This is a genomic window from Desulfobulbus alkaliphilus, from assembly GCF_016918545.1.
GTDB lineage: Bacteria > Desulfobacterota > Desulfobulbia > Desulfobulbales > Desulfobulbaceae > Desulfobulbus > Desulfobulbus alkaliphilus.
Map to the genome: position 1 here is coordinate 59,363 of NZ_JAFFQC010000004.1, position 17,625 is coordinate 76,987.

General features: G+C 56.9%; 13 protein-coding genes. 3 read left to right on the forward strand and 10 right to left on the reverse strand.

Features of this window, described 5'->3' with window-relative positions:
- Positions 1-122 precede the first annotated feature (122 nt).
- Positions 123-995: an alkaline phosphatase family protein gene (locus JWG43_RS03335; protein ID WP_205241399.1), complete on the forward strand. Its 873-nt coding sequence runs from the start codon at positions 123-125 to the stop codon at positions 993-995.
- A gap of 389 nt (positions 996-1,384) precedes the next feature.
- The gene (locus JWG43_RS03340; RefSeq protein ID WP_205241400.1) at positions 1,385-2,218 is read left to right on the forward strand and encodes a hypothetical protein; all 834 of its coding nucleotides are present in this window, start codon (positions 1,385-1,387) and stop codon (positions 2,216-2,218) included.
- 137 nt (positions 2,219-2,355) lie between these two features.
- On the opposite strand, the gene phnX is transcribed toward JWG43_RS03340, so the two are convergent.
- From phnX to JWG43_RS03375, 7 genes are all read right to left on the reverse strand, one after another.
- Entirely contained in the window at positions 2,356-3,141 is a 786-nt protein-coding gene (phnX, locus tag JWG43_RS03345; protein WP_205241401.1) for a phosphonoacetaldehyde hydrolase, read from the reverse strand.
- A 40-nt stretch (positions 3,142-3,181) separates the two neighbouring features.
- On the reverse strand, positions 3,182-4,306 hold the full coding sequence (psrA, locus tag JWG43_RS03350) for an iron-containing alcohol dehydrogenase PsrA (protein WP_205241402.1): 1,125 nt from the start codon (positions 4,304-4,306) through the stop codon (positions 3,182-3,184).
- A 13-nt stretch (positions 4,307-4,319) separates the two neighbouring features.
- Positions 4,320-5,159 (reverse strand): phosphonate ABC transporter, permease protein PhnE, encoded by an 840-nt coding sequence (phnE, locus tag JWG43_RS03355; RefSeq protein WP_205241403.1) that lies wholly within the window; start codon positions 5,157-5,159, stop codon positions 4,320-4,322.
- Position 5,160: 1 nt separating this feature from the next.
- On the reverse strand, positions 5,161-5,997 hold the full coding sequence (phnE, locus tag JWG43_RS03360; protein WP_205241404.1) for a phosphonate ABC transporter, permease protein PhnE: 837 nt from the start codon (positions 5,995-5,997) through the stop codon (positions 5,161-5,163).
- Complete coding sequence (gene phnC, locus JWG43_RS03365; protein ID WP_338033227.1) at positions 5,994-6,740, reverse strand: phosphonate ABC transporter ATP-binding protein; 747 nt, start codon at positions 6,738-6,740, stop codon at positions 5,994-5,996. The genes phnE (JWG43_RS03360) and phnC overlap by 4 nt, the downstream gene beginning before the upstream one ends.
- Positions 6,741-6,877: 137 nt before the next feature.
- Entirely contained in the window at positions 6,878-7,798 is a 921-nt protein-coding gene (locus tag JWG43_RS03370) for a phosphate/phosphite/phosphonate ABC transporter substrate-binding protein (RefSeq protein WP_205241406.1), read from the reverse strand.
- A 408-nt stretch (positions 7,799-8,206) separates the two neighbouring features.
- Entirely contained in the window at positions 8,207-9,961 is a 1,755-nt protein-coding gene (locus JWG43_RS03375) for a bifunctional diguanylate cyclase/phosphodiesterase (protein WP_338033228.1), read from the reverse strand.
- Positions 9,962-10,431: 470 nt separating this feature from the next.
- Between JWG43_RS03375 and JWG43_RS03380 the strand changes: the two genes are divergently transcribed.
- Positions 10,432-11,667, forward strand: coding sequence for an amidohydrolase family protein (locus tag JWG43_RS03380; protein WP_205241408.1), 1,236 nt, complete (start codon positions 10,432-10,434; stop codon positions 11,665-11,667).
- A 343-nt stretch (positions 11,668-12,010) separates the two neighbouring features.
- Here JWG43_RS03380 and JWG43_RS03385 read toward each other — a convergent pair whose 3' ends face one another.
- The 3 genes from JWG43_RS03385 to JWG43_RS03395 are packed head-to-tail and all read right to left on the reverse strand — an operon-like array spanning position 12,011 to position 17,588.
- Complete coding sequence (locus JWG43_RS03385; protein ID WP_205241409.1) at positions 12,011-15,067, reverse strand: efflux RND transporter permease subunit; 3,057 nt, start codon at positions 15,065-15,067, stop codon at positions 12,011-12,013.
- Positions 15,064-16,182, reverse strand: a complete 1,119-nt coding sequence (locus JWG43_RS03390) for an efflux RND transporter periplasmic adaptor subunit (RefSeq protein ID WP_205241410.1) — start codon at positions 16,180-16,182, stop codon at positions 15,064-15,066. The genes JWG43_RS03385 and JWG43_RS03390 overlap by 4 nt, the downstream gene beginning before the upstream one ends.
- A complete protein-coding gene (locus JWG43_RS03395; RefSeq protein WP_205241411.1) occupies positions 16,179-17,588 on the reverse strand; it encodes an efflux transporter outer membrane subunit in 1,410 nt (469 codons plus the stop codon). Before JWG43_RS03395 ends, JWG43_RS03390 begins: the two co-directional genes overlap by 4 nt.
- Between the last annotated feature and the right edge of the window lie 37 nt (positions 17,589-17,625).

Below are 17,625 nucleotides of genomic sequence, written 5' to 3' on the forward strand. Positions count from 1 at the left end.
ATAATCAGGGGTTAACCGACCTGTAACAACTTGGGAATATATTCAAAAACAAAGAATTACGGCAGATATCCCGTTGGCCGGATTGTACTCCTCTTGATCCAACCCCGTGAAGGAATTTCACCATGTCCAAGCTGCTCTGTGTCCTTATTGATGGCCTGCGTACTGATGCCATGGCCTGCGCTCATCTCCGCTGTTTCGACCGGATCGCCCGCGAAGGGCTTGTCCGGGGCATCGAACAGCTGCCACCTTGCCTGCCACTGCCGACTCTCGTTTCCTTGTTTACCTCCCAGCTCCCCGAGGAGCACGGGGTATTGAGCAACAACGGCGACTTCAGGATTGCTCCGCGGGCTGTTTCCCTCTTTTCCCTGCTGCGTTATCGGCATCAGAATCTGTCCGCCCTCTATTCCAGCGACAACATCCGTCTGCTTTTCCCCCTGGGCTGCCTGCAGACCGGGATGTTCATCAATTCACAAGGCATCCGCAATGTTGACCGCGAACTGGCGCAGCTTGCCGGCAGGCATCTGCAGAAGGAACAACCTGATTTCTGTTTGCTGCAACTGCAGGGAGTCGCTATCTGCGGCACCCATTTCGGCTTTCATTCAGAACCATACCTGGAAAGTATCGAACAGGCTGATCAATCGCTTGAACTGGTTCTCGAGCACCTGGCTCTTGTCGGCCTGTTGCAGGACTACACCATCATGGTCTTAAGTTCCCACGACGGACACCGGCAACCAGTCAGCAGCACCCGGACCCCATCTCTGTTACCACTGCTATGCAGTGGACCTGGTATCGTCCATGATCCGGATCGAGATCAGTCTGTGTCACTGCTTGATCTGGCGCCAACCATGGCGAGAATGCTCGGTCTGGCTCCACATCCGGACTGGCAGGGCGATGCCGTCGAGGCAATGCTTCGCCAGCCGGTTCTGGAATTGATTGCTCAAGAACGGGAGATTACGACATGGCAGGCATCAAGACATCAAGACCTGGTTGACTGAGCAGGCTATACGATGAACTCTGTTGCATAAGCGATATTCAGCACCAGAACATCACTGCAAGGATGAAGCGCATCGCATCCAATATCGGACACCTTTCGAATCACCCGAACAACCTGCACGACAGGACAACACGGCACGATAGACCAGCCTTGGACCTGAATCCGTGACGGCTGGAGTCTTGTTTGGAGCACATTTTATTGTAAATAGGTTATAAATGCGGCGATTATCTTGGCAATATGCCGTCACCCGCTGCCCTTCGGGGCGTTCGTCCGTACGCCATCTTTATTGCCCGTAACCGTCCGATAAAGTTTACTTTAATCGAACGGTCACGAACAACAAAGCTGACGCACGGACAAACGCTCACGGATCCAGGTTGGAGAACAGAATCCATGATCAACATAATGACAATTAATGCCGGCAATGCAACCGGCCGCATCATCGATCAACAGCCCACATGCCTTGAGCCCTGGTATCGGAACACTCCAGATATCGTTTGTTGCCAGTCTGTCCATCGATCAGCGGAGGGCATTGTCGACACCAGTTGCCTTCCTCCCGGGTCGGCAAACATGACCTGTGGTTGCTTTGTGGCCGGCAAGCAACACGCAAACAGAAAAAAAGTGAGGAAAAAGTGCATGGAAGGTTTGGCCGTGTTCATCGGCACCGGTACATGGATGCTTAACAGCGGCAGTTTTGAGGTTTCCGGCAGCCAGGAAGATGACGAGTTGACCATCCAGTTCGCCCTGATCCGAAAAGAAACCGTGGCGATTCTGGTCATCAATCTTCAGTTTCCCACAGTACTGCGGAGCATGAAAACACAGATGCGCACACTTTTCTCTCACCCCCTGTTCAAGCAACGGTACGGGGCAGTGGTGGTCTGCGGCGACCGACAGCCTCCCTTCAACAACAGGGAACTTATAAAAATCACCACCCCTTCCAATTATTTCCTTTATGGCCGACAAACGCGGTCCGCCACCGCTGATAATAAAGGCATGCTGTGGTTACTTGCCCCCAGAGAGCAAAATATTGCCGTCACCTTGCCCCATCATCCAAGGCAAAACGCGCTCCTCCCAGGGACAGGCCTACGCCAGCCATCCAGCTTAACCATGGCCTTTGAGGTGACCAGAGCCATAGCCGATACAAACAATCGCCATTATTTGCCTTTGTCTTTCAGGGAACAATGTTTGGGCGGGAAAGAGACCGGTCGCCTCTTCGCTGCACCCTGAATTCGGTCAATATATTTACCGCAGGTTCTTGACGTAAAGTTCCTCCAAAGGCGGCGGTGGCCAGATGGAACGCCGGGCCACCACCTTGCCTTGTGTTCTACGAAAGTGCCGCGACCAACCGGTGACCAAATCACCGGTCACACGGACTGGTCAAGTCGGAGCAGCAGATCCGGGAGTTCCGCGACCGTGTCTATCACATATTGAGCTCCGGCGGTGCGTAACATCTCCGAGGCAGTCGCGCGCAAGGCCTGCACCTGCTTTTTTGACATTGATGCGAGCTCCTGCGGTGTGCGGCCCAAAATGTTGCCTGACAATGCAACCCCGATGGTGAGACTGCCGGCATTGACCCCCTCGGCGATGCCGGGCTGTGTATCGTCAACCTTCACGACGGCCGCGGCCGGCCACACCTGCAGATCGATGAAGCACTTGTACATTTGCAAAGGGCCGGGCCGTCCTTCGGGCAGATCGTCTGAACAGACAAGAGCATCCGGGGCGTAACCCTGCGCCGCTGCAAGGGGTAGTACTCGTTCCATGATCGAACGAGTGTAGCCTGTCGTTGAGCCGATTTTGAGGTCCCAACTGCGCAACCGTTCTACTGCCTCGGCACAGCCGGGCACCAGGGTAGCGTAATCGGCCACAACCTCGATGTTCATCGGCACGAAGACCTCATAGACGCGCTCGACATCGACCTCGGTGGGGGCAGCGCCATGTACCCGGGCCCATTCCGCGGACAACCGCGGCGCGGTCAACATTGCACGGATATGGTCGCGCTTCGGGGCCCCCATCGGCCCGCGGGCTTCAGCAATGGTGGCCTCGATGCCAAAACGGCGAAACGCCTCGACGAACACGCCCGTTGGCGCAAAGGAACCGAAATCGATGGTGGTTCCGGCCCAGTCGAACACTACGGCCTTGAAGTGTTTCATCCTGTCTCCTCATTTGTTGGTGTTGAAGCGCTTGGCAGCGTCATGAAGCAAAGGGTGGCAATGGTTGCAGGGGCCGCCTGACAGTGCCAATGAAGTTGCGGCCGCGTGCACCGACCGTCGCCTCGTTGAAAATAGCCGCCCATTCCTCCGTGTCGATTCCATAGTCTGCCGGGTCGAGACCGACGCCTAGTTGGTCAAGGGTGTCAGCCAGTCTCCGGGCGCCGACACGCAAATCCGGCCCGAAAATTTCGCGTAAACCCTGACCGGTCAGTCCTTCGATTTCGGCCAGGCTATCGAGGATCATCGGCAGAGTGAAGGAGCACGCAATACCGTGCGGGACCCCGTAACGCAGGGTGACGGGATAGGAAATCGCATGGGCGATCGCCGTGCGAGTGCAAGAAAAGGCAAGGCCCGCTGACAGCGACGCCGCCGCCATCCGACTGCGTGAATCGAGGTTCTCCGGATCGGCTACCAGCGCCGGAAGCGCCTCGAGGATAACGCGGGCTGCCGCAACAGCATGCGTAGCTGTGATCGAATTGACGTTGCGATTCCACAGGCTTTCGAGCGCATGGGACAGCGCGTCGAGGCCGGTTGAAACAGTCAGCGCGCACGGCATCGAGTGCATCAGGTGCGGGTCGATGACGGCGGCCTCGGGGTAGAGCATCGGATATTCGAGTGAGCGTTTGATCGATGCCTTTCGGTCCCAGACGGTTGCCCAGCAGGTGACCTCGCTACCGGTTCCGGCGGTTGTAGGGACAGCAATCAGGGGGAGCGGATTCCAGCCGGATGACGGCTTGCCGCCATCCAGGAGCGTCTCGACCGTGGCGAAGCCCTCTGCAGATGCCGCCAGAACTTTGGCACTATCGATCACCGAGCCGCCTCCCAAAGCCAGAACAACCTCGGGCTGAGTTTCGAGCATCGCAATTCCAGAGGATTGTCGCGCGAGATCAACAATGTCGGGGTCCGGAGAAACATCGGACACCATTCCTGCCGGTGGCCCCAGAAGCTCTGCCAACCGGCTGGCCAATACGGCAAAATGCGCGTCAGGATAGGTAACCAGCAGATAGGGTCGCGCGGCAACAAGAATTGCAATTCTGTCGAAGCACCCGAGACCAAAGGTAACGGCTACCGGATTATGATAGGTCCACATTTCCGATTTTTTCATTTATGCTAAGAGCTTAGCGCTCAAGGACACGCTGGCCGGATCGACCTTCTAGCGCGGTTCGGGCATGGTGCGACACCAGTTCGGAGATTACCACAAGGGCCGCGATCAGCAGGATAATGGCCGCAACCCGGTCGCTCTGAAGCTGGTCGGCAGTACGCCGCAAATACCAGCCCATACCACCGGCACCGAAGAACCCTACCACTGTAGCCGAGCGGAAGACCACGTCCCAGGTGTAAATACTGATACCGATGAAGGCAGTCCGCACCTGGGGCAACACGCCAAAAAAGAAAACCGCCTGAGAACCAGCACCTGAGGCACGCATCGCCTCGACCGGCGCGTCATCGATCGACTCTATCTCTTCTGCAAAAAGCTTGCCCGCAAAGCCGATACATCCCAGCGTGAGTGCCAGCACACCGGCAAGAACCCCGTAACCAAGCACCATGATAAAGACGATCGCCCAGATCATCTCGTGAATCGCACGTGCACCGGTGATGACAACCCGCGCTGCAGCCTGTCCGGCCCGCGGAAGTGGGCTGGCGTTGAACGCGGCAAACCAAGCAAGCGGGACGGCAAGCAACAGGCCCACCAGTGTAGCCACAAGTGCCATATGAATGGTTTCCAGAACGCTTTGCAGGAAGCGCGGACGGAGAATGTATTCGAAATCTGGCGGATAGTACCGCTCAGTAAGGAGGATGCCGAGACGATCGAAGAGTGTGGCGAACCTCTCCAACCGCACGTTCAAGTACTGCAATGTCAGCCATAGTCCCGCTCCCAAAGCAAGGAGTAGTACAAAACGCAACACCAAGCGGCGACGTCGCCTGTACAGGATCGGAGCAACATCGATGCGGTTCATGTCAGACAATCCTCCGCCGCAACTGCACCGAAATTGCCTCGCCCACGAGAATAACGGCAAGGATCGCCAGCAGCACAGTGGTAACCCCAGCATAGTTTGATGCAATCAGTTGATTGTGGAACGAAAGTCCGAGCCCGCCCGCACCGACCAGCCCCAGAACGGCAGCCCGGTTAATGTTGATGTCCCATTCGAAAATCAACGTACTCAGTCCAATGGGCAGCAGTTGCGGGATGATCGCATGACGGATCATGTCAAGCGGCGATGCCCCCTGGGCCCGCAAGGCTTCGACCTGCCGCATATCGATTCGCTCGATTGCTTCCGCCAACAGCTTGGAGACAAAACCAACCGATCGGCAAGCAAGCGCCAGAATGCCGGCAAAGGCACCCAGCCCCACAGCAGAGACGAAGATCAGGGCCCAGACGATCTCATGGATCGACCGACTCATGGTCATCAACCCACGCGCCAGTATATAACCTGGAGCACCGAGCGGTCTGAGATTTGCTGCACCCAGAAGAGCGACAGTAAGCGACATTAGTGCGCCCAGCAGTGTTCCTACGATGGCGATCAGGATTGTCTGCAGGGCAGGAGCGAAAAGCGTCGGCAGTAGTGACGGATCGGGCGGCAGGAACCGGCCAAAACCCATGAGAACCGCTGCAAAGCCATCCATGCGCCGCCAGTCGGTTCCCGGAATGACCGAGTCCTGCACCGCCCAGACCGAGAGTGCGAGCAGCAGCATGATCACCGCGAACAGGGTTATGTGTCCGCGCCTGCGTGCGTGCTGCCAACGGGCTAGTGCCGGTGGTCCTGGAGCGGCCTGTATCCCCGCAAATACGCTCATAGCTGGCTCCGGTCGGTGACGGCGTAAATCCCGCCCAGGGCTGTCTCATCCAACGCATCGAAGGGACCGTCATAGACCACGACACCCTCACGCAGCGCAATGACGCGTGAGGCGAAGCGCCGCGCCAGTGCCACATCGTGGATATTGCAAATCGCAGCGACACCACTTTCCAGCGCAAGATCACGGATCAACTCCATGATGTCGTTGGCGATACGCGGATCCAGGCTCGAAGTCGGCTCGTCCACCAGAAGCAGTTCGGGCGACTGGAAAAGCGCCCGGCAAATACCAACCCTTTGACGTTGCCCGCCACTCAAGGCATCGACCCGCTGGTCGAGAAACTCGCCCAGCCCGACTCGATCCAGCAACGACGCCGCCTCACCAATCATGGCAGCAGGGTACATTGCAAAAAGGGCCCGCAGCGCGGACTGACTTCCCACCCGACCCAACAGGACGTTGTCGAGCACCCGGTAACGCTCAATCAGATTGAATTCCTGGAAGATCATACCCATGCGGCGGCGACACTGCCGTAAGGTGCGCCCACGCAGGGTGGTCACTTCGATGTCTCCCAGCCGGATGGAGCCTGCGCTAGGCTCAACCAACCGGTTGATCGCCCGTAGAAGCGTCGACTTGCCCGACCCGGAGGCACCGATCACAGCGACAAATTCTCGCGGAGCAAGGCTTAACCTGACACCGCGCAGGACATCCTCTGTCGCACCCGGATATCGAACATGCAGGTTTTCCACTTGCAGAAGGGGTATTAACGGCGCCTCTGCAGACTCAGCACTCTGAAGGGGTGAAAGTTCAGGTAGCAACAAAATATTTTTCCCAAAGAAAAGGTGCCACCGCCCCTGTCTGGCGGGCGGAGGCAGGTTAGAAAAACTCAGTCGGCTGCAGACTGAAGCTGACGGATTAAATCGTAGTCGCTATCCTGCATGGGAACGAAGCGCGGCGAGTTGATCGCTTCGAAATAGGGGGCGAGTCCAGGGACCTCATGTGCGGTCAGAAAAGCTTCGACGATACTTTCACGCAGGTCCTCGCACAGAGTGGTACGAAAAACAAAAGGATCCTGCGGCACCACAGCCGAACGCCAGAGAATATTCACGTCATCAAGCGTGATATCGCCACGGTCGACGACATTGTCGAAGCGATGCGTTGCCACGAAGGCAACATCAACTCGCCCTTCCAGCACCGCGAGCGCTGACAGATCATGCCCACCGGTATACACGATGCGCTCATAGAAATCCTCCAGGCCCTCGCCCGTCTCTCCGGCAAATGCAACCATGGGCAGCAGGTGGCCAGAGGTGGAAGCTGGATCGACAAGGCCCAGGGTGGTACCGCGCGACTGCTCGATCGTCTCGATGCCTGAATCGGCACGTGAGATCAGGTTGGCACGATAGCCCGGCCCCTCTTCCTGCATGTGGCCTGCGTGGCGAGTATAGGTGGCGAAAACCACAATGTCGTCATTCTGTGCCTTGGCGAGGGTATAACTGGCAGGACCAAGAACGGCGATATCCACCCAGCCCGAAGCGATCGCCTCCATCACCGAAGCGTAGCTGGTGGGCGAGTAGAAATCGATGTCCTTACCGGTGATCGTGCTCAGATGCTGAATCAGCGGCTGATAGAGCTGGAGTTCGGCTGCCGTGTCTTCAGTCGGAACCAGCGAGAAGGTCAGTGTTGCCGGGTTTTCGCACGCGGCCGCAGTCGGTACGGCAAGCGCACTTATCCCGACCAGCAAAAGGGCGCAACTGAGAGCCCGCGCCAATCGGTGCAAGGGCTGTTGCAGAACAAATGTAGGGAACATGGGCGTTTCTCCTTGGTTACTGTTTAAATAAATGAGGCCGGAATCATTTCCGCACCATCTTGAAGTAGCACCAAAGATACCGTACGCAGATAAGAAATTAGTTCAGAAAGGGTTATTTTTCGATTAGCAGCAAAATTTGGCTGGATAATTCACCTACCGCTTGAGCGAAACCGTAGCGTTTTCTTGCCAGGTGTGTCCGTGGAGATAATGCCCATAGCCTTGGCCATGGATAATGCCCGCCGCAGAACCAGCCCCAACACCTCCTGGTCATACACAATGACGATTGACTCCAGGTCAGGGGGTTGAGGTAAACAATTATCTGATTTCCATAACCTGGGCAGTGACCTGTGTTGATATTGCTGGCCTGGGAAATACTTCCATCATCGTCCCCCATTGTTTCATGAAACATTACTGCCCTGCAGCCGATGGCAGAGAGCAATGCTCCATAACGACTTGGGACAATGAAGAGGAGCCAATTTCATGAATATACAGAGACGTGCCCGGCATTGCCTTGGCTTCATGCTTGGCCGTCGCTGCCTCCTCCCCCAGGTCGATACGACATGGCAGAGCCGATGGATGCACGACAACAGCGCCGACGGAAAGAGTCATTTGTTGGTATTTTCGAACAGTTCCATCCCGATCTGTGGTAGTGATGTTATTGCCGATTTGGCCATTGTAGTAGCCACCGATGCTCTCATCAAATTGGCGGAGGATGCGGCGCACAGAGAGCAGCCAGTCCGCATTACGGAAAATAACGACAAAATCATCGCCCCCGATATGGCCGATAAAATCGCTCTGTTCATCAACATTGGCAATCAGCAGGTCAGCAAGGAAACGCAGGACCTTGTCGCCGCGGCTGAAACCGAAAAAATCGTTAAAGGGCTTGAAATTGTCGAGGTCGAAATAACAGACCACAAAAAATTCAACCTGGTTGAAGAGCCGCTGCAGTTCCTGCTGGATGGGCACATTGCCCGGCAGCAGGGTCAGGGGATTGGCATGCTGGGCCCGATTGACCTGCAGTTTGGTGATCTCATGGAGCAGATCGATGAGCCGTCCCTTGCCGGCCAACCGACAGTCGTCGAGAATAATAAATTCCTCGGTGTAGAGATCAAGCGAGGTGGTGAGCCGAAAACTGACCTCTTCCAGGGCTAATTTCTTGTCCACCTGCATGACATTGTTATTAAGGAATCGAACCGCCGGAAATTTGCGGAACAGTTCCTTACCGTACAGACTGGCATAGCTGTTCATGAATTCCCGCCGCAGGACCAGTCCCAGTACCTCCTGATCATGAACGATGACGATTGATTCCAGTTCTGGCCTGGAGGTAAAAATTTCACCGACTTCTAAAAACTTGGTATTGGCCTGTACCGATATTGCCGGCCTGATGATTTTTTCAACCGTGGGAGAATCACCATTCTCCATTCTGCTGCGAACCTCCTTTCTGAATAACCCGGAGGAAATAGCCGTCGGCGGCACTTCCACAGGACGACAGAAATAATATCCCTGAACCATCTCCACGCCGATTTTACGCAAAGTGGCATATTCCCGCTCGGTCTCTACCCCCTCGGTAATCACCCTGGCCCCCAAGGCAGTGGCGGTTTTGAGAATAGCAATAACAAACTGCTGTTTGGTCCGATCCTCGTCGATCCCTTGGATGAAGTGGCGGTCGATCTTGACAATATCGGGTCGAATCTCAGACCAGAGTTTAAGCCCCGAATAGCCGGCACCGAGATCATCCAAAGCAACCCTGAACCCCATTTTCCGATAATGAATCATGGCCTGCCGCATAAGCTGCACATCTTCCACCGGACGGGTCTCAGTAAGTTCGATAATGACCTGGCTGGGATTTATTCCGGCCTGTTCAATGAGTTCCAGGGTCACTCCTTCGCGAAAAGTCTCATGAGCCAGGGAGGAAGGGTCAACGTTGATAAACAATCTTCCGGACAATCCCAGCTGGGCAAATCGTTTGATCACCACCCGACGACAGAGAAGATCAAGTTCCGCAAGACGGCCGGCACTGGTCGCCGCCTCGAACAGGCGCGTCGGCGCGTGCAGGATCGTATTGACCGGGCCACGAATCAAACCCTCATACCCGTAGATCTGGCGGGTCTGCAGATGAATGATGGGTTGGAAGAGAGCTTTGATATTTTCCTGCCGGAGCACCTCGTGCAAGAGCTTCTCACCTATTCCTGAATCCGTGACGGCTGGAATCTTGTTTCGGATATATCTTTTTGTAATCATATTAAATTTGTAGCTGAACCCTTGACAATACCTTTCACCATTCGCCCTTCGGGGCATCCGTCCGCACGCCATCTTCATTGCCCCGTAACCGTCCGATATAGTGCATTTTAATCGAAGGGTCACAGACAATAAAGCTGACGCACGGATGAACGCTCACGGATTCAGGTGATGCTTTTTATCTCAAGGCCGTGCAATCGATGGAATCCGATTCCAACAACCGTATTTTTCACGTATCTTTTTGTACAGGCCGTATGTTAGGTTTTGATCAGGATTCAGTTTCATTCAAAAAGGTGGCCTGGAGGCAGGGGCCAAATGACGAAATCGCTTGTTTGCATCCGGTCGATGATGCCCTGTCGAAAACAAAGCGATGCGTGCCAAAGCAGGATAAGCGCATGAATATAAGCCGATACATCATTGCAGGAAGCTTTATTGACGGCACTGGCGATGCGATTCGTAAACATGTCGTAATGACGATACAAAACGGCATGATCACCGCCATCAGCTCTGAGGCAGATATACCCTGCCATCATGCAACCAGGATTGACGACTTTTCCCACTGCACCATCGTACCGGCCCTGATTGACTGCAGTGTCGCCCTGTCACGATCCCCCTCCGTGGATCTCAGCAGAGGTCAGACCTCAGATGGAGAGGGCAACCTGGAGACAAGGGCAACCCTCTGCAAACGCCATATCCAGGACTGCCATGCCCATGGAGTTCTGGGGGTGGCGGACAGCGAGGATGCAACCGGCCCGACGAAACAACATCGACAAGAGCTTCTGAACGAGAGCATCATCTCAATTCGCACCTCGGGTCCGCTCTGCCGAGGCCGACATGATACGGATTCCGGCACCTGGTCAGATCATGAGCCAGATCGCGATTTTCTCAAAATCATGTACTCCGAGACTATCGAAGAGCAGGGCCACCCGTTATCACCCCCCCGCTTGGATGAAAAGGCATTGCGCGACCTTCTACGGCATCGTCGAAACAAACAAAAAGTGGTGGTCGTGGCCAATGGGCAGCAGGCGGTCGCGGACGCACTTGCCGCCGGCTGTGACGCCATTGAACAGGGATATCTGATGGGCGAGGACAACCTCAGGACTATGGCGGAAAAAAAGGTACTGTGGATTCCAAGCCTTGTCCGAGCCAAGAATCTGCTGGACGGTTCGGGCTCAGGGGGAGACGTGTGCTGCCGCTTTTCCCAGCGCTATGTCGCGCCGGGAAAAGCGGTGCCCGGGGCCGAGGCCTTGTGGAAGAAGATGCTCGCCACCCAACTCGCGCAACTTGAATTCGCTCGCGCTTTGGGGGTGACAACAGCGGTGGGGACCGGTGCCGGCAGAACCGGCATCCTGCATGGTGAATCCGTGGTCGAGGAGATGAAACTCTTCCTCAAAGCCGGCTATTCCCTTGTCGACACCATCCGGTGTGCCACGGAAAATGGAGCTCGTTTTTTTGGTATGGAAGACCTGGGGGCGTTGAAGGTCGGCCGACAGGCGACCTTCCTGATTACCAGGGGCACACCACAACAGTTACCAAGAAAGCTCGCCTACCTGGAAGGCATTTATGTGCATGGCGCCCCCAGCAGTGCCTATCGCAAAAATCCGGTCAAAGTTGTCCCCCTCGACCCGTGACGACAGGAGCCTGTTTTGATATATTGATCCCTGAATCCGTGACGGCTGGGGTCTTGCCTGGAGTGTATTTCACTGTAAATAGGTTGTAAATACGGCGATTTTCTTTGCAATATGTCGTCACCAGCCGCCCTTCGGGGTGTTCGTCCGCACGCCATCTTTATTGCCCGTAACCGTCCGATAAAGTTTACTTTAATCGAACGGCCACGAACAACAAAGCTGACGCACGGACAAACCCTCACGGATCCAGGTGATCGGCAAGATTGCCCGGCATGCGGATTCGGCATGAATCCAACGCACGACGAACGCTCACGGATCCAGGTACCGGGTATCCAGATCTCCGGAATCAAGGGGGATTGGGGATACGATAAATGAGGGCGTAATTGAGCGGAATAACGATCATGGTCAGGAGGGTGGCAAAGCTCAAGCCGCACATGATGGTCACCGCCATGGAAACATAAAAAGCGTCAAGCACCAGGGGCATCATCCCCAGTACGGTGGTAAGGGCGGCCAGGACCACCGGGCGCAGGCGGGTAACGCCGGCGTTGATCACCGCGTTGAACGGATCCTTGCCCGCGGCCTGCTGGGCATCGATTTCGTCGATCAACACGATCGCGTTCTTGATCTGCATCCCGACCAGACTCAGAAAACCCAGCAGCGCCATGAAACCGAAGGGTTGATTGAAGACCAGCAAACCGACGGTCACGCCAATGACCGTGAGCGGCACGGTAAGAAAAATCACCAGCGGCTTGCGAATCGAGTTGAACAAGGCGATGACGATCAGCACCATGCTGACCAGAATCGGCGGCATCTTGGCAACCAGCCCGGCCTGGGCGTCGCTGGAGCTTTCATGCTCACCGCCCCATTCCATGTGGTACCCTTCCGGCAGATCAGCCATGGCTTCCGTGAGCAGCGGACTGATTCGGGTAAAAGCCGATGCCGCGGTTTCCCCGGTGGTGTTGCATTTGACGGTGATAGCCAGGGAGCGATTGCGCCGATGCAGCTTGGCCTCTTCCGAGACGTTTTCAAAGCCATCGATGACCTGCGCCAGAGGGATCGGTTGATTCAGCGGTGCGCTCCAGAACCAGGCGCTGTAGAGACTGTCAGGATCGGTGGTCTCCTCCGGGGGTGCCCGCAGGATCACGGGCAGACTGTCATCGCCTTCCTTGAAGGCGGCAATCGGCACCCCGATGGTGACCGTTTTGAGCGCGGTGGCGATATCCATGCGGGTGACTCCGATATCCCGAGCGCGTGCTTCGGAAACCACCGGCCGCAGCACATCCACCCTGTTCCGCCAGTCGGTCTGGATCTCCACCAGGCGGGGATCGGCTCGCAGGATATCCAGGGCACGGTCGGCATACTGCCGCAATACCTCGGGCTCAGGCCCGAGAATACGCATCTGCAGTTTCTGGGGATCTCCCGGCCCAAGCATAAAACGCTGTGCATAGACCAACGCATCGGGTATCTCGTTCAGGGCAAAGTCGGTGATCCGTGCCGCCAGGGTATCGATGCGGTGATGGTTTTCAACATCTACCAGCAGTAGTCCATAGGCTGCATCAGGATTTTCCAGGGAATAGGTCAGCAGAAAGCGAAGGCCACCCGTGCCCACCATCTCCGTGACGGCCTGCACATCGGGCAGTCCCCGTGCGTATTCAGCAAGCTGCTTCACTCGGGCATCCGTGGCATGAATCGAGGAGCCTGCTGGCATCCACACATGGACCATGAACTGCGGACGCGTTGAGTCAGGGAAAAAACTCTGTTTGACGAACCCAAATCCATGGATGGAGGCCGCCAGCATCGTCACCAGAACAGCCACCGAGATCCAGCGATAACGAATACAGCCAATCAAAAAAGAGCGATACAGGCGATAGAAGCGCCCACTGTACGGATCCTGCCCCGTCTGTCCCTGGTCGTCTTTTTTCCGCAAAAATTGCGACGCGAGCAGGGGTGTCAGGGTGATGGCCAGTATCCAGCTTAACAGCAGCGAAATCAGGAGGACAAGAAAGAGCGAGCGACAATATTCACCCGTCGAATCCTGTGAGGCGCCGATGGGGGCAAAGGAAAGAATCGCCACCACCGTGGCGCCGAGAAGCGGCCACTGGGTCTGCTTCACCGTCGCCAGGGCAGCCTTGACCTTGTCCTGGCCCCTCTGGGCAGCGATCAGAACCCCGTCGGTGATGACAATGGCATTATCCACCAGCATCCCCAGGGCGATGATGAACGCACCCAGACTGATGCGCTCAAACAACAGCCCCAGACTCTGCATGATGAGGACGGTTCCCATGACCGTGACCACCAGCACGCCGCCGATCAACAACCCGCTTTGCATGCCCATCGCCACCAGCAGCACGGCAATGACGATCACCACCGCCTGGACCAGATTGACCACAAAGCCGCGGACGGCCAGGTTGACGTTCTCGGCTTGATGAGAAATAATCCCGAATTCGATACCAATCGGTGTTTCCACTTTCAACGCATCAAGGCGACTGTCGATGGCGGCGCCCATAGTGATCACGTTGCCGCCTTTGGTGGTGGAAATACCCAGGCCAATGCACGGATGGCCGTTGTAGCGCATCAGCGCGCGGGGCGGCTCCAGGTAGTCACGCCGGATGTTGGCGATATCACGCAAACGCACCGAGGCCTGCTCACCGGGACCTGATTTGACAAGCAACAGGTCGCCGAGTTCTTCCACCGAGGCGAGTTTTCCCGTCGGGAAGATGCGGATCATCTTGTCGCCGATCTCGAGATATCCCGCATCGGCGGCAACGTTCTGCCCTGAGACCACCTGTTGCAGCTGATTGATGGAGATACCGGTGTTGGCCAACTGTGTCCGGGTAATTTCGAGATAGATCACCTCGGGTTGTTCGCCGATCAGGGCGATCTTGGCCACATCCTCGCAAAGCAACAGTTCGCGCCGCAACATCTTGGCATACTGGCGCAGGTCGGCATGGGAATAACCGTCGCCGTAGATGGCATAGAACACCCCGTACACATCGCCGTAATCATCGACAATGACCGGTTCCTCCGTGCCTGGCGGCAACTGCCCCTGCATATCCCGCACCTTGCGGCGCAACTCGTCCCAGATCTGCGGCAAGTCCCTGGCCCCGTAGTGATCCTCCATCTCGACCATCACCACCGAACGTCCCGGATAAGAGACGCTGCTCACTTTCTTGAGCTGGCCCAACTGCTGCACAGCCACTTCAATGGGGTCGGTGACCTCGTTCATCACCTCCAGTGCGGAAGCGCCCGGATAGGCGGTAATAATCTGCGCGGATTTAATAGTGAATTCAGGGTCTTCGAGACGACTGATATGTGTGTAGGCGTACATCCCACCCAACAGAAGCGCCAGCGTCAAGGCGTAGGTCAGGACCTTGCGCTCGATGCAGAACGCAGCCAGGCTCATGGAGTAGTCTCTCCGGCCGAGGAAAGCAGACGAACCTGGTGTCCTTCAGTCAGCATCGTCAGGCCGGCAACGGCAATCAGCGTTCCAGGTTCCACGCCAAGCGCCTCGATCATGGTGCCACTGCGTCCTCCCGGCTCAATAAACTGACGCCGGACCGCGTAGACCCCTTCGATCTCCGTAGGGTCCAAAGCCCAGACAAAGGCTCGCCCATCGCTGACAAAACCCACGGCATCCGAGGGAACCAGAGGCTGAGAAGCCAAGGGAGCACTGTCCGGCGCTTCGACTTCCAGGGCGCCGGTCATCCCGGGAAGAAGGAGCATGTTGTCATCCGGCTCGAACAGGAAGCGCACCCGAAAAGTCCGGGTCGTGGCATCGGCCACGGTGGCATACTCCTTCAAGGTCGCCGGATACCGCACCTCGGGCAGGGCGTCGAAGGTTATCACGAACGGGGTTTGTTCCAGGGTGGCGGATCGTGCCCACCGTATATAGGTTTCCGGTACGGACACGGCCAGGGTCAGCTGTTTGGTGTCCTGCAGCTTCAACACGGCGCGACCGGGGTCAACGGTGTCGAACTGATTGACATAGGTCTCGGAAACGCGTCCATCAAAGCGTGCGGTCAGCACCGTGTCGGCGAGGGCCTTTTGGTGAATTGCCAGTTGCGCTTCGGCCTTCTGCACTGCCGCCGCGGCCCGGGCATATTCCTCCTGGGACACTGCATTGACGGTCAGGGCACGTTCAATGCGCGCCAGTGAACTGCGCGCCAGTTCCAGCTCCGCCTCAACGTTACGGACCTGATTGACAAAGGTGGTGGGATCAAGACGCCCCAGAACTGCTCCTTCCTCCACCACCATGCCTCGACGCACGGGAAACTCGAGCAGGCGTCCTCCCACTTCAAAGGAAAGATCGACCTCGCGGTCCGCTTCCACGGTGCCGGGAAAAAACAGCATCGGCCGGTCCGTATCCTGACCGACCACCATGTATTTAAGCGGACGAATGACCGTATCATCGGCTGGTTGCTCGGGCTCGACGCGATACAGAAACACCGCGGCAATGCCGGCGATCAACAGGATGCCGCCGATGATCCTGCCCAGCAGATTTCTCTGTTTCGATTTCATTGCATCTCCGCTTCCCATCCACCGCCGAAGGCTTTGTACACCGCCACCAAACTCGCAGCGCGCGCCCCTTGCGCCTGCGCCAGGGCATCCTGATACTGGGTCAGTTGTCGCTGCGCATCCAGCACCCGTTGAAAATCGGTCAATCCGCTGCGATACAACTCATTCACAACCACCACCGTTCGTTCCGCCGCCGTTGCCGCCTCCTGCAGGGCGTTCAATTGTGCGCCCGACTCCTTGAAACGGGACAACGCATCCTCGCATTCACCAAAAGCGGTCAAAACGCTTTGTTCATACCGGGCCAGCGCCGCTCGTGTCGCTGCCTCCTCGGCACGGATAGATTGCCGCACCTTGCCGCCGGTAAAAATGGGCAGAGAAAGGACCGGTCCGATATCAAAGGCCTGAGCCGCTGTCGAGATCAACACATCAGTATCGGTTGCAACAAAAGCAAAGCTGCCGTTGAGTGCCAGTTTCGGATACAGTTCCGCCTGAGCCACACCGATACGAGCCGTCTGCGCGGCGAGCTGCCGCTCGGCGGAACGAATGTCGGGCCGCTGTCGAATCAATTCAGCGGGCAGTACTCCCGGCAGCGTCCGGGCCGAGGGAACCGCCTGCGGCTCCCGAAGCACGTCCAAGGCGCCAGGCCAGGTCCCTGCCAGCACGCATAAGGCGTTCAAGGTCTCCTCTACCTGGGCACGCAAGGCCGGCACCTGTGCCTCTGTGGCAGCCAGGTTCATTTCTGCCTGGAACACATCGGCCTCGCCGGTCAAACCGGCGGCAAAGCGACCGCGAACCACCACCAGGGTCTCGCGCTGCAACTCGATGTTGTTGAACGCGGTGGCGAGCCGTGCCTGCAGGGTACGTAACTGGATGTACTCCGCCGCCGCCTGTGCCTGCAGCAGCACGAGCGTATGACGGACATCCTCCGCGGCTGCGTCCAGGCGGCCAAGCGCCGCTTCCTTGCTGCGCGAAACCCGGCCCCACAGATCGATCTCCCAGGTCATGGAGAAGCCGGCCTGGTAGATCCAGGTCGGATTATCAGGGATCGGTACCCCCTCCGGACGGCGGACTCGTTCGGTTTGTCGATCATAGGATACCGTGCCTTGCGCCGCGACGAACGGGAAGGCTTCCGCCCGCACCATGCCGTACTGGGCGGCGTACCGCTCCATGTTGGCGACGGCCGCGGCCAGATCGCGGTTGTTTGCCCGCAGATCAAAGAGCAGCTGATTGAGCCCGGCATCATCAAACACCAGCCACCATGCCGCCAACGACATATCGGACGTACCTGTCTCGTTCACCCAGACAGCGGGAATATCCATGTCAGGGGGATGATAGTCAGGCCCGACGGCGATGCATCCGGAGAGGAGGACTGCTAGGCCGGTGATGAAAAAATTCTGCGATTGACTCATGGAAACCGATCAATAGATATGTTCGATTCAAGGTATC